This window comes from Variovorax frigidus (assembly GCF_051216515.1).
Taxonomy (GTDB): Bacteria; Pseudomonadota; Gammaproteobacteria; order Burkholderiales; family Burkholderiaceae_C; genus Variovorax.
On the sequence record NZ_JBPJZF010000001.1, the window covers coordinates 872,814 to 895,700 of the forward strand.

21 protein-coding genes are annotated in these 22,887 nt (G+C 68.2%); 9 read left to right on the forward strand and 12 right to left on the reverse strand.

Translation table 11 applies throughout. The features are described 5' to 3' along the window. The first annotated feature begins 262 nt into the window (after window positions 1-262). From ACSFBC_RS04095 to ACSFBC_RS04105, 3 genes are all read left to right on the forward strand, one after another. Entirely contained in the window at window positions 263-784 is a 522-nt protein-coding gene (locus tag ACSFBC_RS04095) for an RNA polymerase sigma factor (protein WP_435509020.1), read from the forward strand. Between the two features lie 138 nt (window positions 785-922). Then, the gene (locus ACSFBC_RS04100) at window positions 923-1,975 is read left to right on the forward strand and encodes a FecR family protein (protein WP_435509021.1); all 1,053 of its coding nucleotides are present in this window, start codon (window positions 923-925) and stop codon (window positions 1,973-1,975) included. Between the two features lie 226 nt (window positions 1,976-2,201). After that, window positions 2,202-4,505: a TonB-dependent siderophore receptor gene (locus ACSFBC_RS04105; RefSeq protein ID WP_435509022.1), complete on the forward strand. Its 2,304-nt coding sequence runs from the start codon at window positions 2,202-2,204 to the stop codon at window positions 4,503-4,505. 183 nt (window positions 4,506-4,688) lie between these two features. Here the strand turns inward: ACSFBC_RS04105 and ACSFBC_RS04110 are convergent, their stop codons facing one another. Together ACSFBC_RS04110 and ACSFBC_RS04115 are read right to left on the reverse strand one after the other, a co-directional pair. Further along, window positions 4,689-5,075: a DoxX family protein gene (locus ACSFBC_RS04110; RefSeq protein ID WP_435509023.1), complete on the reverse strand. Its 387-nt coding sequence runs from the start codon at window positions 5,073-5,075 to the stop codon at window positions 4,689-4,691. A 121-nt stretch (window positions 5,076-5,196) separates the two neighbouring features. Continuing rightward, complete coding sequence (locus ACSFBC_RS04115) at window positions 5,197-6,444, reverse strand: MFS transporter (RefSeq protein ID WP_435509024.1); 1,248 nt, start codon at window positions 6,442-6,444, stop codon at window positions 5,197-5,199. Window positions 6,445-6,574: 130 nt separating this feature from the next. Here ACSFBC_RS04115 and ACSFBC_RS04120 point away from each other — a divergent pair, with 130 nt between their 5' ends. The 4 genes from ACSFBC_RS04120 (at window position 6,575) to ACSFBC_RS04135 (ending at window position 10,367) form a co-directional block, all read left to right on the forward strand. Beyond that, window positions 6,575-7,528, forward strand: coding sequence for a LysR family transcriptional regulator (locus ACSFBC_RS04120; protein ID WP_435509025.1), 954 nt, complete (start codon window positions 6,575-6,577; stop codon window positions 7,526-7,528). 203 nt (window positions 7,529-7,731) lie between these two features. Continuing rightward, entirely contained in the window at window positions 7,732-8,700 is a 969-nt protein-coding gene (locus ACSFBC_RS04125; RefSeq protein ID WP_435509026.1) for a diacylglycerol/lipid kinase family protein, read from the forward strand. Window positions 8,701-8,743: 43 nt separating this feature from the next. After that, window positions 8,744-9,556 carry a metallophosphoesterase family protein gene (locus ACSFBC_RS04130; protein WP_435509027.1) on the forward strand — a complete coding sequence of 271 codons (813 nt, stop codon included), beginning with the start codon at window positions 8,744-8,746 and terminating at the stop codon, window positions 9,554-9,556. Next, the gene (locus ACSFBC_RS04135) at window positions 9,549-10,367 is read left to right on the forward strand and encodes a phosphatase PAP2 family protein (RefSeq protein ID WP_435509028.1); all 819 of its coding nucleotides are present in this window, start codon (window positions 9,549-9,551) and stop codon (window positions 10,365-10,367) included. The genes ACSFBC_RS04130 and ACSFBC_RS04135 overlap by 8 nt, the downstream gene beginning before the upstream one ends. A gap of 87 nt (window positions 10,368-10,454) precedes the next feature. On the opposite strand, the gene ACSFBC_RS04140 is transcribed toward ACSFBC_RS04135, so the two are convergent. Then, complete coding sequence (locus ACSFBC_RS04140; RefSeq protein ID WP_435509029.1) at window positions 10,455-11,174, reverse strand: ArsR/SmtB family transcription factor; 720 nt, start codon at window positions 11,172-11,174, stop codon at window positions 10,455-10,457. Window positions 11,175-11,298: 124 nt separating this feature from the next. Between ACSFBC_RS04140 and ACSFBC_RS04145 the strand changes: the two genes are divergently transcribed. Then, on the forward strand, window positions 11,299-12,561 hold the full coding sequence (locus tag ACSFBC_RS04145; RefSeq protein WP_435509030.1) for an MFS transporter: 1,263 nt from the start codon (window positions 11,299-11,301) through the stop codon (window positions 12,559-12,561). Between the two features lie 130 nt (window positions 12,562-12,691). On the opposite strand, the gene ACSFBC_RS04150 is transcribed toward ACSFBC_RS04145, so the two are convergent. The 8 genes from ACSFBC_RS04150 to ACSFBC_RS04185 all read right to left on the reverse strand — a co-directional run bounded on the left by ACSFBC_RS04150 (window position 12,692) and on the right by ACSFBC_RS04185 (window position 21,614). After that, window positions 12,692-13,897, reverse strand: a complete 1,206-nt coding sequence (locus tag ACSFBC_RS04150; RefSeq protein WP_435509031.1) for a M20 aminoacylase family protein — start codon at window positions 13,895-13,897, stop codon at window positions 12,692-12,694. Continuing rightward, window positions 13,894-14,784: an N-formylglutamate amidohydrolase gene (locus ACSFBC_RS04155; RefSeq protein ID WP_435509032.1), complete on the reverse strand. Its 891-nt coding sequence runs from the start codon at window positions 14,782-14,784 to the stop codon at window positions 13,894-13,896. Before ACSFBC_RS04155 ends, ACSFBC_RS04150 begins: the two co-directional genes overlap by 4 nt. Beyond that, window positions 14,781-15,827, reverse strand: a complete 1,047-nt coding sequence (locus ACSFBC_RS04160; RefSeq protein WP_435509033.1) for an ABC transporter ATP-binding protein — start codon at window positions 15,825-15,827, stop codon at window positions 14,781-14,783. The genes ACSFBC_RS04155 and ACSFBC_RS04160 overlap by 4 nt, the downstream gene beginning before the upstream one ends. Window positions 15,828-15,843: 16 nt before the next feature. Then, the gene (locus ACSFBC_RS04165; protein WP_435509034.1) at window positions 15,844-16,839 is read right to left on the reverse strand and encodes an ABC transporter ATP-binding protein; all 996 of its coding nucleotides are present in this window, start codon (window positions 16,837-16,839) and stop codon (window positions 15,844-15,846) included. 8 nt (window positions 16,840-16,847) lie between these two features. Next, window positions 16,848-17,810 carry an ABC transporter permease gene (locus tag ACSFBC_RS04170; protein ID WP_435509035.1) on the reverse strand — a complete coding sequence of 321 codons (963 nt, stop codon included), beginning with the start codon at window positions 17,808-17,810 and terminating at the stop codon, window positions 16,848-16,850. Continuing rightward, window positions 17,807-18,784 (reverse strand): ABC transporter permease, encoded by a 978-nt coding sequence (locus ACSFBC_RS04175; RefSeq protein ID WP_435509036.1) that lies wholly within the window; start codon window positions 18,782-18,784, stop codon window positions 17,807-17,809. The genes ACSFBC_RS04170 and ACSFBC_RS04175 overlap by 4 nt, the downstream gene beginning before the upstream one ends. 133 nt (window positions 18,785-18,917) lie before the next feature. Continuing rightward, window positions 18,918-20,516, reverse strand: coding sequence for an ABC transporter substrate-binding protein (locus tag ACSFBC_RS04180; protein ID WP_435509037.1), 1,599 nt, complete (start codon window positions 20,514-20,516; stop codon window positions 18,918-18,920). A gap of 162 nt (window positions 20,517-20,678) precedes the next feature. Beyond that, window positions 20,679-21,614 carry a M14 family metallopeptidase gene (locus ACSFBC_RS04185; protein WP_435509038.1) on the reverse strand — a complete coding sequence of 312 codons (936 nt, stop codon included), beginning with the start codon at window positions 21,612-21,614 and terminating at the stop codon, window positions 20,679-20,681. A 184-nt stretch (window positions 21,615-21,798) separates the two neighbouring features. Between ACSFBC_RS04185 and ACSFBC_RS04190 the strand changes: the two genes are divergently transcribed. After that, window positions 21,799-22,020, forward strand: a complete 222-nt coding sequence (locus tag ACSFBC_RS04190) for a hypothetical protein (protein WP_435509039.1) — start codon at window positions 21,799-21,801, stop codon at window positions 22,018-22,020. A 136-nt stretch (window positions 22,021-22,156) separates the two neighbouring features. Here ACSFBC_RS04190 and ACSFBC_RS04195 read toward each other — a convergent pair whose 3' ends face one another. Beyond that, entirely contained in the window at window positions 22,157-22,879 is a 723-nt protein-coding gene (locus ACSFBC_RS04195) for an ABC transporter ATP-binding protein (RefSeq protein ID WP_435509040.1), read from the reverse strand. Window positions 22,880-22,887: the final 8 nt, after the last annotated feature.

Below are 22,887 nucleotides of genomic sequence, written 5' to 3' on the forward strand. Positions count from 1 at the left end.
AACGCGAGGGGCCGGTGAATCGAGTAGCGCATCTCCGCTTGGGCAGGTTAAGATTTCCCGTGTTACCTCCCGTCTGATGCCGCAGAGAACCGGAGCCCCAAATTTGGGGGACCTGTTCCAAGAGGGCTTCGGGGCGCATTGCCCCGGGCTCCTGCCAGCCACCGCCACGCCGCGCATCCGTATTCCCGCTTTCTGAACGCGATGCCTGCGCGGGCTTGTTTTCCCGCCCGGAGCGCTGTCGTTCTATGACTTTGGCTGGACCGTGCTCGCCCGTTACTACCGTGACCTGTTGATCTTCTGTTGGCGCAAGACGGGGAGCCGAGACACTGCGGCGGACCTTGCGCAGGAGAGTTTTGCGCGCGTGCTTGCCATGCAGCAGACAGGGCAAACCATCCAACATCCTGCTGCGTTGCTGCAGCGGATCGCCACGAATGCCAAGGTGGACATGGACCGCCGCGCCGCGGTGCGGCAGGCAGACGACCTCGACGGACTGGACGAGGGCAGCCAGCCAACGGCGTCTCAGCACACGCAGCCCGAGGAAGCCTATGCTTCGAAAGAAGCGGTGCAGGCTTACCTGGAGGCGATCGCGTCATTGCCTCCAAGGTGCCGCGAGGCTTTCAGCCTGCACGTGTTCGACGACATTTCCAAACAGGAAATCGCCAATCGAATGGGCGTTTCCTTGAGCATGATCAAGCAATACATTACGAGAGGCAAAGCCGTTTGCGCTGCCCGTCGACAAGCCCTGGAGAGTGCGTCGACGACCGATCGATCGTCAAGGACATGACACGCTCATCAGCGGCTGCATGTCCATCGACGTGGTTCGTGCGTCTACATCCATAAGATGAGCCCATTCCAGAGTCCAGCTTCCCGCGCGCGCGCACCCATCGATGAAACAAGCGAGGCGCGTGATCACGAAGCGTTCATGCGGACGCTCGATCGGGCCATCGCGGCCGCGGCCGATTGGCATACCCGGCGCGAGGATGGCCTTCATGCGGACGAGGAAGCGCAGTTTCAGAAGTGGCTGTCAGACGACCCAACTCATGCCAGTGCCTACGCCGACCTGGACATGAGCTATGCCGTGGTTCGCAACCTGCCGGCTGAAGACGTCGGGCACCTTCGCGCGCCTTCGGTTCTGAACGACACCTTGCCGGCGCACAAGCAGCGGGCCAAGGGGCGGCCCGCCGCGCCCTACGATCCCACGCCGTCGGGTCGGTCTTGGCCGATGCCGGGGCTCGCAGCGTTCGCGACCAGCTGCGTGCTGCTGGTCGCAGGCGTAACCGGGTGGCACCAATGGAAACAGCCCACGTTCATGAACCGTTACGCCACGGAGCGCGGACAGCGGCTCGACGCGGCCTTGCCTGACGGTAGCGCGATGACGCTGGATGCGCTCACACGCGCCGAGGTCGCGTTGTACCGTGATCGACGCGAAGCGCTGCTGAGCGAAGGCCAGGTCATGTTCACCATCGTACCGGACGCAGGCAAGCCGTTTCGCGTGATGGCCGGTCCCGCGCGGATCACCGTGGTCGGCACACGCTTCTCCGTGCGCCACCTGGGCCCGGAAGGCCAGCCTCGCACGGTCGAGGTCTCGGTCGAGGAAGGAAAGGTGCTCGTCGAAAGCACGGTCGGGCCGGAGCGAAACACGTCGATGGCCGCGCTCACCGCGGGGCAGTCGGTCCGGGTGAGCGCTTCCGGCGCGCTCGAAGCGGCCACTGCCGTGCCGGTCAGCAGCGTGGCGTTGTGGCGCAAGGGACTGATCCGCTTCTCGAACACGCCGCTGGCCGAGGCGATCCGGGAGATGGAACGCTACGGCCCCACGCGGCTGGTGGTGTCGGATCCGAAGATCGCCGATCTGCGCATCGGCGGCTCGTTCGAGGTTTCGCACCCGGAAGAACTGGCGAAAGTGCTGCCATCCCTCCTGCCCGTCACACTGGTCGGCCGCGCCGACGGCAGCCAGGACGTGGTCGGCGCCCGCTGAACGAGAGCAAAAAAGTTCGGGCTCGGGGTGTCCGAATCGCAATGCCGTGCGTCTTTCTTGGTAGTGGAAGTTTTTCATCTCCGTCCCGACCAAGGAAGCCATCCCGATGCGTCACCCGCACCCGTCCCGTCTCCGTCCCGCCCCGCTCGCCCTTGCCGTCGCCATGGCACTGTCGGCGCCGGCTCTCGTCCACGCTCAACCCGCACAGGAGGGCAGGACCGTCGCCGTGGCCCTGGCCGCGCAGCCGCTGGCTGATGCGCTGAACGAACTGGCTGCCGTGACCGGCATGCCGATCGCATTTCCCCAGGCGCTGGTGTCCGGCAAGACTGCCCCGGCCGTCAAAGGGACGTTCACCCTCGGGCAGGCCCTGGCCCATCTGCTGGTGGGAAGCGGGCTCGAAGCGCAGCCTGAGGGCCGGACGGTCATCATCCGCAGTGCGGGCGCCGGTGCGGCACAGACCCTGCCGTCCGTCACGGTGACGGCCACGGCCGACACCGGTGAATTGCCCTTGCCCTATGCCGGCGGCCAGGTCGCACGGGGCAGCCGCGTCGGCATGCTGGGCAACAAGAATGTGATGGACACGCCGTTCAGCATCACGAGCTACACCGCCGAACTGATGGAGAACCAGCAGGCCATCACCGTCGCGGACGTCCTGGCCAATGATCCTTCGGTGCGCACGCTCTCATACGGCCTGACGAATGCAGCCGGTGCCGGCGACTCCTTCATGATTCGAGGCTTTTCCATCCAGAATTCCGTGCTGTTCGATGGCCTCTACGGCATCGCACCCAGCCGAACGCTGCCGGTGGAGACCGCCGAGCGGGTCGAGGTGCTCAAGGGCCCGAACGCCTTGCTCAATGGCATGGCACCTTACGACGCGGCGGGTGGCGCGATCAACATCGTTCCCAAGCGGGCCGGCGACGAGCCGTTGACCCGTTTCACGAGCACCTACCAGTCCAAAGGCGTCCTGGGTGGACACATCGACGCGAGCAGGCGCTTCGGGGAAGACAAGCAGTGGGGTGTGCGGTTCAACGGGGTCTACCGCGACGGCAGCACCGCCACGCGCGGGCAGTCGGTGGAGCTGGGTGCGGCAACCATCGGCCTGGACTACCGGGGCGACCGGCTCCGGGCGTCCCTGGATGCTGGCCACCAGCGCCTGAACAATGAAGCGCCACAAGGGGCGGGAGGTTTTGGCATCGCCGACGGCATCGACATTCCCCGGCCTCCCAGTGCTCGCGGGCGGCTGGCGCAGGATTGGGAATTTTCCAAGACCCGGAGCGATTACTTCCTGGCCAAGGCGGAGTACGACCTTGCGCCCGACTGGACGCTCTACGGTGCGGTCGGCGGGAGCAACAACCGGTTCCGATACCTGTCCACGGACGTCACCGTGGCCGATACCCAGGGCAACGCGCAAGCCACGGTGTACTACTGGCCCGACTTTCAGAACTACAGGACGGTCCAGGGCGGGTTGCGCGGAACGCTGCGCACCGCGGGCGTGAAGCACCAGATCAACCTCAGTGCCGCCTATTTGAAGCAGGAGCATGGGTTCACGACGGACTACTACGGATTCGCCAGCTTCAACACGAACATGTATGCCAGTCCGACGGTGGCCGCCCCGTCGATCGCGGGCTTCTCCTCCAGGCCACCGATGACCGACTCACTGCGTCTGCCGTCCATCGCGATCTCCGACACGGTCTCTTTCCTGGACGATCGCGTGGCCGTGACGCTCGGTGCACGCCATCAGCAGGTGAAGTACATCAACTACGACACGAGCACGGGTGTGGGGACGACCACCCACGACAAGAGCGCGGTCACGCCGGTGCTCGCCGTGCTGTTCAAGCCGCAGGCGAACCTGTCCCTCTACGGCAATTACATCGAAGGGCTAAGCAAGGGGGATACCGCACCGATCGGAACGACGAACGCCAACGAGGTCTTCCCCCCGATCAAGACCAAGCAGTACGAGGTCGGTGCGAAATACGATTTCGGTCGCTTCGCGGTCACGGCCGGACTGTTCCAGATTCAAAAGCCTAGCGGGCTGGTGGTTGGCAACCCCGACGGCAGTTTCACATACCAGGTGGCCGGCGAGCAGCGCAACCGCGGTGCCGAGCTCGGGCTTTTCGGCGAACTGGCACGCGGCGTCCGCCTGCTCGGTGGAATCGCCTACACCGATGGCCGCCTGACCCACACGGATGGCGGCGTCAACGATGGCAATCTCGCGCCTAATGTGTCGCGCTGGCAACTGAATCTCGGTGGCGAATACGATGTTCCATCGGCCCCTGGCCTCACCTTGACTGCGCGAATGATCTCGACCAGTTCGCAGTACCTGGACGCAGCCAACTCGCGCAGTGTTCCAGGCTGGACGCGCTGGGACGTCGGCGCACGCTATGCCACCAAGGCCTGGGACCGGCCCCTCGTGCTCAGGGCGGGTATCGAGAATCTGCTCGGGCGCGACTACTGGGCAAGCGGTTCAGGAAGCTGGCTGTATCTGGGCCGACCACGCACGCTCATGGTATCCGCCACGGTCGATTTCTGACATTCCTGGGCGATCTGGCCTATTCACTTAGAGACGCACTGCGGCGCCATGAAGCGCGTGTGGCGAAACCTGCGCGACGACTCGACGGAATTTCGGCGAGATCAAGCCGGCTTCCGAGGGCATGACGAGGGACGGCCAACAAGCCTTGGCACCCGCGGCCCTGAGCGCGGCGCGCAGTTCAGTTCAGGAGGGGCGCTGGCGCGAGAAGGCCGAAGTGCTCCACGCGATCAACGCCAGCAGCACGAGCTGGAACGGCAGGCGCGCCACCAGCGCCCAGTAGGGCACCGCAGGAAACTGCGCGGCCTGTTGCAGCATCTGCACGTTGGCCGGTGTCACGACGATCGTGAGCAGGATCAATCCGATGCCTGCGGCGCGCCGGGTCGGGCGCCACAGCAGGCCCGCCGCCCCCAGCAGTTCGGCCACGCCGCTCACCAGCACCGCGGCGCGCGGCCATTCGATCCAGGGCGGGACGATGCGCATCTGGGCCTCGGTGAACGCGAAATGCGCCACGCCGCCGAGGGCGAACCACAGAAAGACAAAGGCCAGGGCGGCCAGGCGCCAACGACTCATCCGGGGGACTCCTTGGGGGCTGGCACGCAGTATCGGCGCACCGCGCGCGCCAGGCCGTCAGACCTTTGCGCCACCGCGGCCTGCCGTGCAACACCGCCGCGTGTCCGGGCCGGTGGATGAACTACCTGGGTGTGGCGACGGCTGTCGACGGTTGCGTTGCCGGCCAGAGCCGCACGATCAGCGCCGCCGTGGCCGAGGCCGTGGCCAGGCCCGTGACCGCCATCCAGCCCCATTGCGCGAGGACCAGCGCGCCCAGCGCCGAACCGATGGCCATGCCGATGAACATGCCCACGAACAGGATCGCGTTGAGCCGGCTACGGGCGCCGGGCTCGATGCCGTAGACCATGGTCTGGTGCGCGATCAGCGTGGCCTGCACGCCGAGGTCGAAGCCCACGGCGCACAGCGCCAGCAGCCAGAGCTGCGCATGCGGCGACAGCCAGGGCGCGGCCGCCATGGCCGCGAAGGACAACACCGTCAGCGCCACGCTGCCGCGCGCCACCCAGGCCGGGCCGTGCGTGTCGGCCAGGCGGCCGGCCAGCGGCGCGGCCAGCGCACCGGCTGCGCCGGCCAGGCCGAAGGCGCCGGCCGCCGCGCTGCCCAGGTGGAAGGGCGCGCCGTGCAGCATCACCGCCAGCGTCGACCAGAACGCGCTGAAGCCGATGGCCACCAACCCCTGCGCCAGCGTCGCGCGGCGCAGCGTGCCGTGACGGCGCCACAGATCGACCAGCGAGCCCATCAGCGCGCCGTAGGACATCTGTGTGGTGGGCGCGAAGCGCGGCAGACCGCGCCAGGCAGCCACGCCGACCAGCGCGATGCTCAGCGCCGCGGCCACGAACATGCTGCGCCAGCCGAAGTGCTCGGCCACGAAGCCGCTGACCACGCGCGACAGCAGGATGCCCAGCAGCAACCCGGTCATCACCGTGCCCACCGCCTTGCCGCGCCGGGCTTCGGGGGCCAGCACGGCAGCGGCCGGCACGACGTCCTGTGCCAGCGTGGCCGACAGGCCGATCGCCAGGCTGGCCGCGAGCAACAGGCCGATCGAGGGCGCGGCGCCGGCCGCCAGCAATGCGGCACAAAGCACGGCCGCCTTGATCAGGATGATGGTGCGCCGGTCGAAGCGGTCGCCCAGCGGCGCCAACAGCAGCAAACCCAGCGCATAGCCCAGTTGCGTGAGCGTGGGCACGAAGCCCACGGCGCGCGCCGAAGCGCCGACGTCGGCGCCCAGCAGGCCCAGCATCGGCTGGCTGTAATAGAGCGAGGCCACCGCGAAACCGGCGGAGCCGGCGAGCAGCAGCACCAGCGCGGGCGGCAGCGTGTCCTCGACCGGACGCTGGTCGGCCGGGGCATGCGCGCATTGAATGGAAGACATGGTGTTAACCCTTAGAACCTGAGGCGAGCCGCGAGTTTGCCCAGGAAATCCAAGGCACGGTAGCCCCAAGAGATGCACAATGCTTATACGTCTGACGTATAAACAGCATCCATTTTCTGCCTGTCCTCGCATGGCCACCACCGACCCCACTTCAGTCCCCAATGCCGCCGGGCGCGTCGAACTGCTGCAGACCTTCGTCCGCATCGTGGAAGCCGGCAGCCTGTCGGCCGCCGCGGTGCAGCTCGGCGCGACCCAGCCGACCGTGAGCCGCCGGCTGCAGGCGCTGGAGCGCGCGCTGGGCCTGCGGCTGCTCAACCGCTCGACCCATGCGATGAAGCTCACCGAGGACGGCGAGCGCTGCTTCGAGCGCGCCAAGGAAATGCTGGGCAGTTGGGAGCGCTTCGAGGCCGACCTGCGCGGCGTGGGCGACGAGCCCGAGGGCACGCTCCGCGTCGTGGCACCGCACGCCTTCGGCCAGCGCCTGCTGATGGGGCCGCTGGTCGACTACCTGCGCCGCTATCCGCGCGTGTCGGTCGACTGGCTGCTGCACGACCGTCCGCCCGACTTCATCGCCCAGGGCATCGACTGCGCGATCCAGCTGGGCGAAATCGACGACCCCCTGCTGGTCGCGCTGCGCCTGACCGAGGTGCCGCGCATCGCGGTCGCCGCGCCCTCGCTGCTCGCGGGCTCGGCGGCGCCCACGCACGCGAGCGATCTGGCCGCCCTGCCCTGGCTCGCGCTGCGCACCTTCTATCGCAACGAGTTGTCGCTCACGCACGTGCGCAGCGGGGAGAACGTGCGTGTGCCGATCCGACCGCGCCTGGGCACCGACAGCCTGTTCGCGCTGCGCAACGCCACGCTGATGGGGCTGGGCGCGAGCATCGTCTCGGCCTGGACCGTGACCGACGACATCGCGCAGGGTCGGCTGGTGCACCTCGTGCCGGATTGGCGCGCCGATCCGCTGGCCGTGCACCTGATCTATCCACAGGCGCGCTTCCAGCCGGCCCGGCTGCGGCGGTTCGTCGACGCCATGCGTGCGGCGGTGCCGAAGGCGCTCGACGGTGCGGCGCTGAGTACGGACTAGCGGAAACGACGCTCGCGCTGGGCGCGCCTCATCACGACAATGCCGGTGCTCTGTCTTCTCCTGTTCGAAGATCGGGAAAAGAAGTTGCTTTCCCACACGCCACCGGGCCCTTTCCTGCCGGAATCGCGCAGTGGAAGGTGAGACAAAGCCTGGGTATCCATCCGCTCGGCACGCCGTTCTTTCACCCGCTTTCACCCACGCCCATGCAGCCCCCAATCCACGGCACCGATGCGCCCCTGTTCATCGTCCTCAGCGCTTCGTCGGGTCGCCGCGACAAGAACGAAGTGCGCCAGCTCATCGAGGCGACCTGCAGCGAGGCCCACCGCGCCTGCACGATCTTCCTGGTCGACGGGCCCGGCAAGCTGCAGAAGCTGGCGCGAGAGGCGGTCGAACAGGCCGAGGCGTGCGACGGCATCGTGGTGGCGGCCGGCGGCGACGGGACGATCAACGCCGTGGCCCAGGCCACGCTGGGCACCGGCTGCGCCTTCGGGGTGCTGCCGCAGGGCACCTTCAACTACTTCAGCCGCACGCACGGCATTCCGGCCGATACGGCGGAGGCGCTGCAGGTGCTGCTGAACCAAGCGCCGCGCAGGGTGCAGGTCGGGTTGGTCAACGACCGCGTGTTCCTGGTGAACGCCAGTCTCGGCCTCTACGCCCAACTGCTGGAGGAGCGCGAGACCTTCAAGCGCGACTACGGTCGCAGCCGGATGGTCGCGCTGGGTGCCGCCGTGATGACGATGGTGCGCGGCGGCCATCGCACCTGGCGGCTGCGCCTGACGGCGCGCGGCCAGGCAAGAGACCTGCGAACGCGCTCGCTGTTCGTCGGCAACAACGCCCTGCAGTTGCACCAGGTCGGCATCACGCATGCGGACGCACCCGAGGAAGGCCAACTCGCCGCCATCGCCATCAAGCCGAGCGGCTGGTGGTCGCTGCCGGCGCTGCTGGTGCGCGGTGCACTGGGGCGGCTCGGCAGCGCGGAAGACATCCTGAGCTTTCCCTTCACGTCGATGACGGTCGACACGGCCGGCTCGCGCCGCGGGCGACGCATCAAGATAGCGACCGACGGCGAACTGGGCTGGCTCGAAATGCCGCTGACCTTCCGCGTCTCGCCCGAGCCGCTCTGGCTGATCCGGCCCGGTGTGGCGCCGGAACTCGAGGCGGCGAAGGCATGAGCGCGGCCCGTCGAGCAGAGAACGCCTGCGGCGGGGCGCGGACATGAGCACGTTGCTGCAGATCTCGGACCCTCACTTCGGCACCGAACGGGCGCCGGTGGTCCATGCACTCGAGGCGCTGGTGCGCGAGGTGGCGCCCTCGATCCTGGTGCTCTCGGGCGACATCACGCAGCGCGCGACGCGGGCGCAGTTCGCCGCAGCGCGCGCCTTCGTCGAGCGCCTGAACGTCCCGGCGGTGGTGGCCGTCCCGGGCAACCACGACATCCCGTTGTTCCAGCTCGGTGCCCGCCTGTTCAGCCCCTACGCGCGCTACACGGAGGCCTTCGGCACCGAGCTGGAACCCGTCCTCTCCTCGCCGGACTGGCTGGTCGTGTCGGTCAACACCACGCGCTGGTACCGCCATAAAGACGGCGAAGTGTCGGCCGCGCAGATCGAGCGCGTGGCCGAGCGCCTGGCGCGGGCCACGCCTTCGCAGGTGCGGGCGGTGGTCACGCACCAGCCCGTGATGGTCACGCGGGCCGAAGACGCCGGCAACCGGCTGCACGGCGCGGACGCGGCGTTGGGTCGCTGGGCCGCGGCAGGCGCCGACATCGTGATGGGCGGGCACATCCACCTGCCCTTCGTCCGGGCGATACATCCCGCCGGGTCGGGCTTGTCGCAAGGGTTCTGGGCGGTGCAGGCAGGCACCGCCGTGTCTTCGCGTGTGCGGGCCGACAAACCGAACTCGGTGAACCTGCTGCGCCCGCACGTCGGGTCGGTGCCCCGCGCCTGCACGGTCGAACGGTGGGACCATTCGGCAGGCGAAGGACGTTTCGTCTGCGCCGAGACCCGCGAGCTGACGTTCGAGGATGCCTGAAGCGCCGCTGCTGATCGCCCTCGCCGAAGCGGCGGGACCTCGGGCGTTCACGCTCTTTCTGCTGGCGCTCGCCGCCATCCTGCTGGCGAGCGCGGGCTGCGTCCATGCGCTGCAACGGCCGCATGTCGACGCGCCGGCCTCCGACTCGGAGGCGAGGCCGCATCGCGTCGTGCTCGGCCTCGCCGTCGGCTTCGCATCGATCGTTTCCGCCGCTGGCCTGTTCGCGTGGATCGCCCTGCATGCGACGCCCGATCGGACACTGGGCCGCGCCGACCAGTTGCTGGCCGACGGGATCGCCGCCCACCTGCCCTGGGCCGCACTGCGCGCGTTCGGTCTGCTGACGCATTTCGGCGACCGTGCCGTGCTGATCGCGCTCGGCGCCGGCGTGGCGATCATCCTGCTGTGGAAACGCCAACGCGACCTGGCGCTGGGCTGGCTGTTGGCGCTCGGCGGCAATGCATGGCTCAACCCGACGCTCAAGCAGATCTTCGCGCGCGTTCGGCCGGTGCACGAGCACGGACTGGCATTCGAAGAGAGCTACAGCTTTCCCAGCGGCCACAGCTCCGGTGCGATGGTCGTCTACGGCATGCTGCTCTATTTCGCGTTGCGGCTGCTGCCGCCGCGTTGGCACATGGCGGCGACGCTGGGCGCGACGGCAGTGATCTTCACGACGGCGTGCAGCCGGATCTTCCTGCAGGTCCACTTTGCGAGCGACGTGGCCGCCGGACTGTTGTCCGGGGCGGCTTGGCTGGGGGTGTGCGTGGCCAGTCTGGAGTGGGCGAGGCGCCGGCGGGTCACGCACGGAGGCTGAGGCGAATCCCTGTCGCCTGGGGGCCGTCGAACCATGAGGCCGACATTGGTGTGCGCTCGCCGAACGCACTTCGACGAAGAGACGCCGTCAGGCCACATCCGTGACGCGGCGCCATGCATCGAGGCCGAGGCGCTCGCGGAAGGTCCTGGCACCGTCGGGTGAGATCACCAGCGCTCGGCTCCCCGCCGCGCGAACCAGCCATCCCTTCTCGAGGCAGTGCGTGCAGATCATTGCGCCGAGCCGGCCCGCGAGGTGTGCCTTGCGCTCGCTCCAATCCAGGCAGGGTCGGCAGTAAGGTCTGCCGTGGCGGGAATTCTGTCGCGCCGGCTCCAGCGCGAGCTCCCACCGCTGGAGCACCTGCGTGGCCCGGTCCGTGGCTTGGCCCCCTTCGCCATCGAACTCGATCGCCCCCTCGGCCAGCAGCGACTCGGCAATGGCGAGCCCGAGCCGGCCGGCGATGTGGTCGTAGCACATGCGGGCCATGCGCATCGCGTTGTCACGCGGGCCGACCATGACCGTGCGCTGGACCCGCGGTTCGCCTGCGATCCGCATGAGGCCTTCCAGCACCTTGGCAACCTCGCCCGATGCAAGCCGGTGATAACGGTGCCGTCCTCGCTGCTCCACGCACATCAGCCCCGACGCCACCATCTGGCTCAGATGCCGACTGCCCGTCTGGGCAGAAACGTTCCCGGCCCTGGCCAGTTCCGTGGCAGTGAGCATGCGCCCGTCCATCAGCTGCAGCAACATCGCCGCACGGGACGGTTCACCCACCAGGGAGGCGATTCGGGCAATGTGGTTGGTGTTCATGGTGTCGTCCTGGCCAGGCCCTAGCGTACGGCACGTCACCGCAGCCACGCTTCGTTCCGCAGCGAAGTGTTCAGTGAGGCAGGCGCCGCAGCATCGAGCGCACCGCTTCAGAACTGTTCGCACCATGTCCTCCCTGCCTTCAACGCCATCCTCCGACTTCCATGGCGACACCGTCGTGCGCGCCGCGTTTGTCGTCGCGCTGTTCGGCTGGGGTGTGGGGTTCTACGGTCCGCCGGTCTTCCTGCATGCGGTCCTCGTGCGCACCGGGTGGTCTCTGACCTTGGTGTCTGCTGCCGTCAGCTTCCACTTTCTGTTCGGCGCCGGCATCGTCGCGCTTCTCCCGAGCCTCCACCGGCGTTTCGGTATTCCTGCGGCAACCTTCGTCGGCGCCGTCCTGCTGGCTGCAGGCGTACTGGGTTGGGCGGCCGCCGTCGAACCGTGGCAGTTGTTCGTCGCCGCCATGTTCACCGGCGGAGGCTGGGTTCCGTTGGGCGCGGCAGGCATCAACGCGATCATCGCGCCCTGGTTCATCGCCAAACGGCCCCTCGCCTTGGCCAAGGCATACAACGGCGCCAGTGTCGGAGGCATGGTTTTCTCACCGCTCTGGGCCGTACTGATCGACCGCGTCGGCTTCCCTGCAGCCGCCATGATGGTGGGATTGGCCATGGTCGCCGTGGTGCTGTCCATCGCGACACGCGAACTCTCCGCGACACCCTCCAGCGAAGGTCAAGCCGTCGATGGCCTGCCACCCGTCATCGATGCGGCGACCGCCCTCTGCCCAGGCGCGACAGCCCCCGGCCGTCCGACGCTCTGGAGAAACTGCAGCTTCCTGACGCTCGCCGCCGCGATGTCGCTGGGTCTGTTCGCCCAGATCGGACTCATCGCGCAGCTCTTCTCCCTGATGGCGCCGAGCTTGGGACCTCGACTCGCGGGCGGGATCATGGCGCTCGCGACGGGTTGTGGCATGGGGGGCCGGTTGGTCATGGCGCGGCTGCTGGGTGCTCGCATCGACCGACGCCGCGCCGCAGCAGCCAACTACGCCGTGCAGGCGATCGGCACACTCCTCTTGTGGCTCGCCGGACCCCAGCATTTCGCGTTTTTCATCCTGGGCGTGGTGCTCTTCGGCGTCGGCATCGGCAACGCCACGTCGCTGCCGCCGCTGATTGCGCAAGCGGAGTTCGCGCCGCTCGATGTGCCGCGCGTGGTGGCGCGGAGCGTGGCGCTGGCACAGGCGCTGTACGCGTTCGCGCCGGCCGTGATGGCGGGTCTGATCGTTGGCGGGTCGGGTTCGGCACCGTGGTCGGGCGCCTGCTTCTTCGTGATCTTCGTGCTCCAGGCCCTGGCTGCCGCATGCCTGCTGAACGGGCGGCGTCGACCGAACCCGTAGGCCACCGATCAACGAAAGGAGAGCGAGCGCACGTCGCTACCGGCCCCTCGACGCGTCGCTATCGTGCGGTCGCAGGCAACGCCCCGCCAGAAGCTGAGAACAAACTCCGGAGAACCCGCCAGCGCCAGGCCTACTCCCGCGCGAAGAACGCCTCCACCAACCGCACCCAATAGGTCGATCCCACCGGCAGCAGCGCATCGTTGAAGTCGTAGTTCGGGTTGTGCAGCTCGCACGGCCCCATGCCGTGGTAGGTGTTCTCGCGGTGGCCGCCGCCGCCGTTGCCCACGAACAGGTAGCAGCCCGGCACCTTCTCCAGATAGAACGAGAAGTCCTCGGCGCCGCCGTGCTGGGGTGTGTTCGGGTCGACCTTGTCGGCGCCGAAGGTGTCCTTCGCGACCTGCATCGCGAAGTCGGTTTGCGCGTCCCAGTTCACCAGCGGCGGGTAGGCGCGGTGGAACTTGAGCTCGCCGGTGCCGCCGTGCACCTGCGGCAGCAGTTCCGCCATGCGGCGCATGTTGCTCTCGATCTCGTCGAGCACCGTGGTGCTGAAGGTGCGCACCGTGCCGCGGATCACGGCCTCGCCGGGCAGCACGTTGTAGGCATCGCCCGCGTGGATCTGCGTCACGCTGACCACCGCCACGTCGATCGGGTTCTTGTGGCGCGAGATCAGGGTCTGCAGCGCGCCCACCATCTCGGCCGCGATCACGATGGTGTCGACCGACTTGTGCGGCTGGGCCGCGTGGCCGCCGGTGCCGCGCACGATGATGTCGAAGCGGTTGCTCGAAGCCATGGCCGCGCCCTTGCGGAAGGCGAAGTGGCCGGCGGTGAAGCCCGGCATGTTGTGGATGCCGTAGATCTCCTCGCAGGGAAATTTCTCGAACAGGCCGTCGTCCATCATGGCCTTGGCGCCGGCGTTGCCGCCCTCCTCCGCGGGCTGGAAGATGAAGTTGACCGTGCCTTCGAAGTCGCGGTGCGTCGACAGGTAGTGCGCCGCGCCCAGCAGCATCGCGGTGTGGCCGTCGTGGCCGCAGCCGTGCATGCGGCCGGGGTTCTTCGAGGCGTGCTTGAACAGGTTGTGCTCGGGCATGGGCAGCGCGTCCATGTCGGCGCGCAGGCCGATGGCGCGCTCACCGGCGCCGCGGCTGCCGTGCAGCACGCCGACCACGCCGGTCTGGCCCAGGCCGCGGTGCACTTCGATGCCCCAGGCCGCGAGCCGCTCGGCCACCAGGTCGGAGGTGCGCGTCTCCTTGAAGGCGAGCTCGGGGTGCGCGTGGATGTCGCGGCGCAGCGCGGTGAATTCCGCGTGGCGTTCTTCGATGTCGGCAATCACGGTCATTTGACTTGGTCCTTCACGTAGTCGGCAATTTCTCTGGAAACGGTGGTGAGCGCATCTTGCAGCGCATCGAAGCCCGCACTGCGCTCGCGGGTCTTCTCGTTCAGGTAGAGGCCGCGGTGGATCTCCACCTGGAGGCTGTGACGGCGCTCGGCCGGCCGGCCCAGGCGGGCGATCAGCGCGACGCCCTTGAACGGGTCGTTGATGGCCACGCTGAAGCCGCGCTTCCTGAGCGACTCGGCCACCAGCGCGGTGAACTCGGGCGCGGCCGTGCTGCCGTCGCGGTCGCCCAGCACGAAGTCGGCCAGCGGATGATCGCTTCGGATCTGCAGGCTCTCGTACGAATCGGCGGGCATCGAGTGCAGGTTGAGATGCCACACCGCGCCGAAGCGCGCATAGGCCGCTTCGATCTGCTCGCGCATGGCCGCGTGGTACGGCGCGTGGCAGGTCGCGATACGGTTCTGCACCTCGGCCACCGACAGCTTGCGCGCGTAGATCGGCGACTTGCCGTTCTTCTCGGCGTCGCGCCAGATCAGGCCGATGCCCAGGCGCGTCTTCTCGCTGGGCTGCAGCGGCGTCGGCCAGGGTTCGGCCAACAGGTCGGCATCGATGTCCTCGATGTCGCGGTTGGGGTCGATGTAGGCACGCGGGAACTCGGCCGCGAGCAAGGTGGCGCCGACCGAGGGCAGCGCCTGCCACAGCACATGCACGTCGGTGTCCTCGCCGCCGCGCAAAACGTCGAAGGGCACGGCGTAGCCGAAGTCGTCAGGGTACTGCGTGCCGCTGTGCGGCGAGTCGCAGACCAGCGGCACGGGCTCGCCCTCGGGCAGGCGCAGCGTGAAGGGCGGGAACGGCGTGGGGACGCTCGCAAGCACAGGTCGTGTGGTCATGTCGGCATGTCGTTGAGGTGGCAGGCGCTGGTGTGGCCGGTCTGCAGCGTGCGCAGCGGCGGTGCCTCGACCTTGCAGCGCGGCATCGCGTGCGGGCAGCGCGGATGGAAGGCGCAGCCGGGCGGCGGCGCCAGGGGAGACGGCAGTTCGCCCTTGATGGGCTGGTAGGCGCGGCGCGTGGTCTCGAGCGTGGGCAGCTCGGACAGCAGCGCCTGCGTGTACGGGTGGTTGGGCGCGCTGAAGATGGTCTCGGTGGGCGCCACCTCGACGATGCGGCCGAGGTACATGATGACCACGCGGTCCGACACATGGCCCACTACGCCGAGGTTGTGGCTGATGAACAGGTAGGTCAGGTCGAACTCGCGGCGCAGCGCGAGGAACAGGTTGAGCACCTGCGCCTGGATCGACACGTCGAGCGCGGCCACCGCCTCGTCGCAGACGATCAGCCGCGGCTTGAGCGCGAGCGCGCGCGCGATGCCGATGCGCTGGCGCTGCCCGCCCGAGAACTGGTGCGGGTAGCGCTGCGCATAGTCGGGGTCGAGCCCGACCTGGCGCATCAGCGCCCCCACGTACTCGGCCTTCTGCGACGCCTTGACCAGGCCGTGCACCACCGGTGCCTCCCCCACGATGTCGAGCACCCGCATGCGCGGGTTGAGCGAGGCCATCGGGTTCTGGAAGATCATCTGCACGCCCAGGCCCCAGGCGCGGCGCTCGGTGGCGTTCATGTCGGCGATCGGCTTGCCCTGGTAGCTCACCGTGCCTTCGGTCGGCGGGTTGATCCCCGCGATCACGCGGCCCAGGGTCGACTTGCCGCAGCCGGACTCGCCGACCACGCCGATCACTTCGCCGGGCCGAATCTCCAGGTCGACGTCGGCCACCGCGTGCACCACGGAAGCACGGTGCTTCGCGCCCAGGAGGTTGGCGATGCGGCCCGCGAGGTCGATGTCCTGCGTGAAGCGCTTGGAGATGCCCTTGAGTTCCAGCAGCGGCGTGACAGCGCTCGTTGCGGGCGCGGCGGTGGGGTGTTCGAGAACGGTGTCCATGCGGGGTTCTTGTGCTTCAGGCCATCTCGGGGGTCAGCATGTGCCAGCAACGCACCGTCTTGCCCGCGGGCGCGGGCTCGGGCTGCGGCACCGCCAGGCAGGCGTCGGTCGCATGGCCGCAGCGCGGCCGGAAGGCGCAGCCCTGCGGCAGGTGCAGCAGCGAAGGCGTCATGCCCGGGATCTGCCGCAGCAGCGTGCCGTGCGTGGCGCGCGTCGGGATCGAATCGATCAGGCCGCGCGTGTAGGGATGCGAAGGCGCGCGGATCACGTCGGCCGTGGCGCCGCTCTCGACGATGCGCCCCGCATACATCACGGCGATGCGGTCGGCCAGGCTCGAGACCACCGCCAGGTCGTGCGTGATCCAGATCATCGCGGTGCCGGTCTCGCGGCACAGCTTCTGCACCTCGTAGAGGATCTGCGCCTGGATCGTCACGTCGAGCGCCGTGGTCGGCTCGTCGGCGATGATCAGCTTGGGCCGGTTGAGCAGCGCGATGGCGATCGCCACGCGCTGGCGCATGCCGCCCGAGAGCTGGTGCGGATAGGTCCGCAGGCGCTCCTCGGGCGACGGGATGCCGACCATCGCGAGCGCATCGCGCGCCCGCGCCAGCGCGGCTTTCGCACTGACATTCTCGTGCGCATGGATGGCCTCGACCATCTGCGTGTCGACGCGCAGCACCGGGTTGAGCGTCATCATCGGGTCCTGGAAGATCATCGCGATCTCCTTGCCGCGCAGCTTCTGCAGCCGCGCTTCGGACGCGCCCACCAGCTCCTCGCCGAGGTAGCGGATATGCCCGCCCGCGATGCGCCCGGGCGCATCGATCAGGCCGATCACCGAGAAGCCGGTGATGCTCTTGCCCGAGCCCGACTCGCCCACCAGGCCGAGGATCTCGCCGGCGTTCACGCGCAGGTCGACGCCGTCGACCGCCTTGACCACGCCGCCGTGGGTGAAGAAGTGGGTCTGCAGTCCCTGCACCTCGAGCACGGGCTGCACGTTGGATGTCTTCGATTCCATCGTCATGCTCAGTGTGCGTTGTGCGGGTTCAGGATGTCGCGCAGGTGGTCGCCCACCAGGTTGATCCCCACGATCGCCAGCGCCAGCGCGATGCCCGGAAAGAACGAGATCCAGTAGTTGCCCGACAGCAAAAACTCGAAGCCGTTGGCGATCAGCATGCCGAGCGAGGGCTCGGTGACCGGCACGCCGACGCCCAGGAAGGACAGCGTCGATTCGAGCGCGATGGCATGCGCGAGGTCGATGGTCGCGATCACGATCAGCGGCGGCATGCAGTTGGGCAGCATGTGGCGCAGCAGCACGCGCGGCCAGCCCAGCGACATGCACTGCGCGGCCTCGACGTATTCCTTGGCACGCTCGACCAGCGCGGCCCCTCGAGCGGCCCGCGCGAAATAGGCCCACTGCACGATGACCAGCGCGATGATCACCTTGTCCACGCCCTTGCCCAGGATGGCCAGCAGGATCAGCGCGACCAGGATGGCCGGAAAGGACAGCTGGATGTCGACGATGCGCATCAGCAGCGCGTCGATCCAGCCGCCGAAGTAGGCCGCGGCCAGGCCGACCACGGTGCCGATCGCGAGCGCGACCGCCACCGAGATGCCGCCCACCATCAGGCTGGTGCGCAGGCCGTAGAAGATCGCCGAGAGCAGGTCGCGCGCCTGGCCGTCGGTGCCCAGCCAGTAGGTCATGGTGCCGGCCGCGTCCTTGCTGCCGGGCGGCAGCTTCGAATCGAAGATGTCGAGCTTGCCGATGTCGTAGGGGTTCTGCGGCGAGATCCAGGGCGCGAGCAGCGCGACGCCGACCGCCAGCGTCAGCAGCACCAGGCCGAACACCGCCAGCTTGTTGGCCGTGAACTCGCGCCGGAAGCGCTGCCAGGGCGTCTCGGGCGGCGGCAGCAGCACCGGGCCTTCGGCGATCAGCGCGGGCAGCGCCTCGGGGGCGGCCACTGCGGCCTGGAGCGTCGTGTCGTTCATGCCTTGGCTCCCTGCAGCCGCACGCGCGGGTCGAGCACCGAATAGAGAATGTCCACCGCGAGATTGAGCATCACGAGGAAGAACACGATGAGGATCAGGTAGGCCACGACCACCGGGCGGTCGAGCGTGATGATCGAGTCGAGCAGCAGCTTGCCCATGCCGGGCCAGGCGAAGATGGTCTCGGTGACCACCGCGAAGGCCACCACCTGGCCGAACTCGAGGCCGCCCACCGTGACGATCGGGATCATGATGTTCTTCAGCAGATGCACGCGCAGGATGCGGCTCCAGCCCAGGCCCTTGGCACGCGCGAACTTGATGTAGTCCATGGGCAGCGCCTCGCGCGTGGCGGCCCGCGTGACGCGGATGATCAGTGCGCCCTTGGCCAGCGCGATGGTCACGGCCGGCAGCACCAGCCGCGACCAGCCGTCGAGCGTGAGCACGCTGAGGTCGAGCGGCCCGAGGTGCACCGTGGCGCCGCGCCCGCTGGCAGGCAACCAGCCCAGGTACACGGCGAACACCATGATCAGCATCAGGCCGACCCAGAAGTTGGGCAGCGAGAAGCCCAGCACCGAGCCGGTCATGATGCCGCGCGTGCTCAGCGCGTGCGGGCGCAACCCGGCCCAGATGCCCAGCGGCACGCCCACCAGCATCGCGAAGCCCATCGACACCACGGCCAGTTCGAGCGTGGCGGGCATGCGCTCGAGGATCAGGCCCATGGCCGATTGGCCGGTGAGGAAGCTCTTGCCGAAGTCGAGCTGCACCGCGTGCTGCATGAACAGCGCGTACTGCTGCCACAGCGGTTTGTCGAGGCCGAAGGCGGTGCGGATCTCGTCGCGCTCGAGCTCGGTGGCCTCGGCGCTGGCCATCATCGAGACCGGATCGCCGACCACGTAGAGGCCGACGAAGACCAGGCCCGACATGACGGCCATGACGAGCACGGCCTGCAGCAGGCGGCGGATGATGAAGGCGGACATCGCGTCAGAAAAGGATCGTGGGGGCCGGCCTCTTCAGGAAAAGGGGCCTGCCGTCAGCATGGAAAAAGATCGATCGGGCGCGGGCTCTGCGGCCCGTCGCCCTGCTGCAGCGTCGGATGCCTGCGGGCCGCGCCTACTTGGACGGCACCGCGTACTGGATCATGGTCTGCTGGTCGGCGCGGCCCTTGAAGCTCACGTCCTTCTTCATCGCCCACACCGAGTGCTCGAAGTGGATCGGCAGCATCGCGAAGTCGGCCATCGCGATTTCGCTGGCCTTGGCCAGCGTGGCCGCGCGCGCCTTGTCGTCCATCTGGTTGGCCGACTCGGCCACCAGCTTGTCCATCTCGGGGTTCGAGTAGCGGCTGCGGTTGGTGGTGCCCACGCCCTTGTCCTTGTTGGGCGTGACCAGCAGCGAGTTCAGCGTGTTCGACATTTCGCCGGTCGCGGTGCCCCAGCCGGCCAGGTAGGCGCTGTAGGTGTAGCTGTCGCGGTTCTTGAAGAACACGGCCGGCGCGTTGGCGTCGATCGAGGTCTTGACGCCGATGCGCGTCCACATCGCGGCCAGCGTCTGCGCGACCTTGCTGTCGTTGATGTAGCGGCCGTTGGGCGTGCCCAGCACCAGCGTGAAGCCGTCGGGGTAGCCGGCTTCCTTGAGCAGCGCCTTGGCCTTCTCGGGGTCGGGCTTGGCGGCCGTCGTGAGGTTCTTGCTCGCGCCGAACATCGGGTACGGCAGCAACTGCGCCGCGGGCGAGGCCACGCCGCCCATGGTGCGCGACACCAGCGCCGAGCGGTCGATGGCCAGCGAGAGCGCTTCGCGCACGCGCTTGTCGAGCAGCGGGTTCTTGCCCTTGGTGCCTTCGATGCCGGGCGTGGTCTCGCCGTTCTGGTCGAGCGCCACGTAGATGATGCGGTTAGAGGCCTTGGTCTCGACGCGCAGCTTCGTGTCCTTCTTGAGGCGCTCGAGGTCGTCGGTCGGCGGGTCTTCCACCAGGTCGACGTCGCCCGCGAGCAATGCGGCCACGCGCGCGGCCGGGTTGGTGATCGGCCGGTAGATCACCTTGTCCCAGGCCGGTGCCTTGCCCCAGTAGTGGGGGTTGCGCTCGAAGATGATCTCGGAGCCGCGCTTCCACGACACGAACTTGTAGGGCCCGGTGCCGACCAGGCCGTTGCCGCCGTTGAGCTCGGTGGTGGTCTTGCCTTCGGGCGCGGCGCCGGCCGCGGCCTTGGCCGACATGATCGGCAAGCCCACCATGTTGATGGCCAGCAGCGGGTACGGCTCGGTGGTGGTGATGCGCACCGTCAGCGGATCGGGCGCCTCGATCTTCTCGATCTTCTGCAGGTACACCTTGAAGGACGACGGGCTGTTGGGCACCTTGGGCACGCGGTCCATGGTGAACAGCACGTCGGCCGAGGTCATGGGCGAGCCGTCGGAGAACTTGACGTTGGGGCGCAGCTTGAAGGTCCAGACCTTGCCTTCGGCGGTCCAGGACTGGGCCAGGCAGGGTTCGGGTGCAAGGTCGGCGTCGACGCACACCAGCGGGTCGAACAGCGTCTGCGACAGCTGGATGTTCGGCGTGAGCGCGTGGTACTGCGGGTCCATCGACGTGGGCTCGGTCTTGAGCGCGACCACCAGGTCACGCGCGAAGACGGTGCCCGAGAAGGCCGCGCCGGCCACCACGAGGGTGGCGAGCAGCCTGAAGGCGATCGGACGGCGGTACGGGTTTCCAGGCATGGGCGGGGTTCTCCAGCGGGTTCGGGTGAGGGTGTCGATGACGTGTGGTGCAGGTCTCGCAAGAACCGCACCACGTCGCATCGAACGTGCCTTCCAGAATAGGGTTCGCAGCCGCCGCCGCGTCCCCGTGATAACCCGCTCGCTGCCCCGGCGCGCTGCGCCTTAGATGGGGCGGGTCAGGTACACCGCTTCGCGGCCCACGATCGGCAGCCGCGTGGGCATGAAGATCGTGCAGTCGTCGCAGGGCGAGCGGATTTCCTCGGTGCCGTTCATCGCGATCAACTCACCCTCGGCGAAGGTCTCGAAGCCGATCAGCGGCCGGGTGAAGGCGAAGTTCGCGTCCTTCACCATGTGCGTCTGCAGCAGCTCGAAGCGGCGCTGCGGCCCGGGCGCGGGCGCGGCCGGGTCCTTGTCGATCAGGCCGAAGTGCGCGAGGAAACCCAGCGTCACGGCGGTGGCCAGATCGGCCGCCGACTGCTTGAAGTGCTGGCCGCACTCGACCACCATCGCGGCGCCCTTCCCGTCGGCCTCGCCGTGGCGGCCGTACTGGATCAGCGGCGTGCCCGAGCCCAGGCCGTTGGGCATCACCAGGTGCACCGGCGGCAGGCCGACGGCCAGGGCCACCTCGGCGTTGCGCTCGTAGGCCGGGTAGACCCAGAACGGCACCACGTCCTGGCTGGTGGAATGGATGTCGAGGATGTAGTCGGCCGCATCGATCACCGGGCGCAGTTCGCGCGCGCGGCGCAGTTCGGGGCTGTCCTCGCTGCCGTCGAGCAGCTCGGCCGACCAGATGCGGTTGAGGTTGTGGACGATCTGGCGGTTGTCGTAGGGCTTGGCTTCGTCGAAGGCGTTGTAGGCCTCGATGTGGGAGAAGCTCACCGTGAGGGTGCCGATCTTCGGGCGCAGGCCGGTGTCGAGCAGGTGCGTCGCGGCCACCATGCCGCAGATCTCGTTGCCGTGCGTCAGCGCGTTGATCAGCACGTGCGGGCCGGGCTTTCCCGATTCGAAGCGGTGGACGTAGTCGACGCCGGTGTTGCCTTCGCGGTAGGCCGACAGGTCGCGGGGCAGGACTTCGAGTGCGGGTTCAGGGGATGTCATGACAGTGAAAGAAAGAAGGGATTCGTGCGGGCCGCCAGTTTGCTACACATCGCAACAAGGCGTCGGCGCCGCGCCTCTTGCCGCAGCGCAACGCGGCCCCTTCTCCGACACGCGCCGCGCCCGGCTCCGATTCCAATCGGGTATGGCCTGCGCTCCGCGGGCGCAACTTTTTCGGAGGAACCCCATGAGCCAATTCGCAACCATCCGCGGCCACGTCACCTACTCGCCCGGCGACGGGGTGCCGCTCGTGATTCCCGAAGGCACGGTGGTCGAAGTCGTGCTGGCGCCCGACAGCGCGACCCTGAGCTGGGAAGCCGAGAAGGACGTGGTCGGCCTCACGGCCATTCCGCTGATCCAGTACGAGGAGTACGTCGAGGCCGGGAAGATCGTGTTGAAGGACGCTTGACACGGGATCGGGTACCGGACGCAGAAGGCGCGGAGGTTTCGCAAAGGACGCAAAAGTCAAACCAGATTTCTGGGTTTTCGTTCCTGCGCCTCCTGCGTGATCTTTGCGTCCTCTGCGTCCGGATGTCCGCGTTCCCTCAGTGCCCACCGCCCAGATAGGCGGCCTTCACTGCCGGATCGCTGCGCAGCTTCTCGGCCGGGCCGTGCAGCGAGATGCGGCCGTTCTCCAGCACGTAGCCGTAGTCGGCCACGCCCAGCGCGGCGGCCGCGAACTGCTCGACCAGCAGCATCGTCACACCCTCGCTCTTGAGCCGCTCGATGATGCGGAACACCTCGGCCACAAGGATCGGCGCCAGGCCCATCGAGGGCTCGTCGAGCAGCACCACTTCGGGGTTGAGCATCACGGCGCGCGCCATGGCCAGCATCTGCTGCTCGCCACCCGAGAGCGTGCCGGCCAGCTGCATGCGGCGCTCCTTGAGCCGCGGGAAGAGTTCCAGCGCGCGTTCCAGGTCGCCCGCGACATCGCCGCGCGGCCGGCTGCCGGTGAGCCGCGGAAACGCACCCAGCGTGAGGTTGTCGGTCACCGTCATGGTCGCGAACACGCGCCGGCCCTCGGGCGAATGGGCCAGGCCCAGCTTGGCGATGTGGTAGCTCTCGAGGCCGTCGATGCGCTTGCCGTTGAGCGTGATCTCGCCCGCGGTCGGCGCGATCATTCCCGAGACCGCGCGCATGGTGGTGGTCTTGCCGGCGCCATTGGAGCCGATCAAGGTCACGACCTTGCCCTTGGGCACCTCGATCGAGATGCCGTGCAGCACCTGCACCTTGCCGTAGCCTGCCGAAAGATTGTGGATGGTCAGCATGTGCGGGT

What these genes read in the sequence shown, in the direction of transcription:
- ACSFBC_RS04140 (WP_435509029.1), bottom strand. Translation starts at nt 11,174, where the DNA reads ATGAACACCAACCACATTGCCCGAATCGCCTCCCTGGTGGGTGAACCG.
- ACSFBC_RS04130 (WP_435509027.1), top strand. Translation starts at nt 8,744, where the DNA reads ATGAGCACGTTGCTGCAGATCTCGGACCCTCACTTCGGCACCGAACGG.
- ACSFBC_RS04190 (WP_435509039.1), top strand. Translation starts at nt 21,799, where the DNA reads ATGAGCCAATTCGCAACCATCCGCGGCCACGTCACCTACTCGCCCGGC.
- ACSFBC_RS04165 (WP_435509034.1), bottom strand. Translation starts at nt 16,839, where the DNA reads ATGGAATCGAAGACATCCAACGTGCAGCCCGTGCTCGAGGTGCAGGGA.
- ACSFBC_RS04120 (WP_435509025.1), top strand. Translation starts at nt 6,575, where the DNA reads ATGGCCACCACCGACCCCACTTCAGTCCCCAATGCCGCCGGGCGCGTC.
- ACSFBC_RS04195 (WP_435509040.1), bottom strand. Translation starts at nt 22,879, where the DNA reads ATGCTGACCATCCACAATCTTTCGGCAGGCTACGGCAAGGTGCAGGTG.
- ACSFBC_RS04170 (WP_435509035.1), bottom strand. Translation starts at nt 17,810, where the DNA reads ATGAACGACACGACGCTCCAGGCCGCAGTGGCCGCCCCCGAGGCGCTG.
- ACSFBC_RS04160 (WP_435509033.1), bottom strand. Translation starts at nt 15,827, where the DNA reads ATGGACACCGTTCTCGAACACCCCACCGCCGCGCCCGCAACGAGCGCT.
- ACSFBC_RS04175 (WP_435509036.1), bottom strand. Translation starts at nt 18,784, where the DNA reads ATGTCCGCCTTCATCATCCGCCGCCTGCTGCAGGCCGTGCTCGTCATG.
- ACSFBC_RS04145 (WP_435509030.1), top strand. Translation starts at nt 11,299, where the DNA reads ATGTCCTCCCTGCCTTCAACGCCATCCTCCGACTTCCATGGCGACACC.
- ACSFBC_RS04115 (WP_435509024.1), bottom strand. Translation starts at nt 6,444, where the DNA reads ATGTCTTCCATTCAATGCGCGCATGCCCCGGCCGACCAGCGTCCGGTC.
- ACSFBC_RS04125 (WP_435509026.1), top strand. Translation starts at nt 7,732, where the DNA reads ATGCAGCCCCCAATCCACGGCACCGATGCGCCCCTGTTCATCGTCCTC.
- ACSFBC_RS04155 (WP_435509032.1), bottom strand. Translation starts at nt 14,784, where the DNA reads ATGACCACACGACCTGTGCTTGCGAGCGTCCCCACGCCGTTCCCGCCC.
- ACSFBC_RS04180 (WP_435509037.1), bottom strand. Translation starts at nt 20,516, where the DNA reads ATGCCTGGAAACCCGTACCGCCGTCCGATCGCCTTCAGGCTGCTCGCC.
- ACSFBC_RS04135 (WP_435509028.1), top strand. Translation starts at nt 9,549, where the DNA reads ATGCCTGAAGCGCCGCTGCTGATCGCCCTCGCCGAAGCGGCGGGACCT.
- ACSFBC_RS04110 (WP_435509023.1), bottom strand. Translation starts at nt 5,075, where the DNA reads ATGAGTCGTTGGCGCCTGGCCGCCCTGGCCTTTGTCTTTCTGTGGTTC.
- ACSFBC_RS04185 (WP_435509038.1), bottom strand. Translation starts at nt 21,614, where the DNA reads ATGACATCCCCTGAACCCGCACTCGAAGTCCTGCCCCGCGACCTGTCG.
- ACSFBC_RS04100 (WP_435509021.1), top strand. Translation starts at nt 923, where the DNA reads ATGCGGACGCTCGATCGGGCCATCGCGGCCGCGGCCGATTGGCATACC.
- ACSFBC_RS04150 (WP_435509031.1), bottom strand. Translation starts at nt 13,897, where the DNA reads ATGACCGTGATTGCCGACATCGAAGAACGCCACGCGGAATTCACCGCG.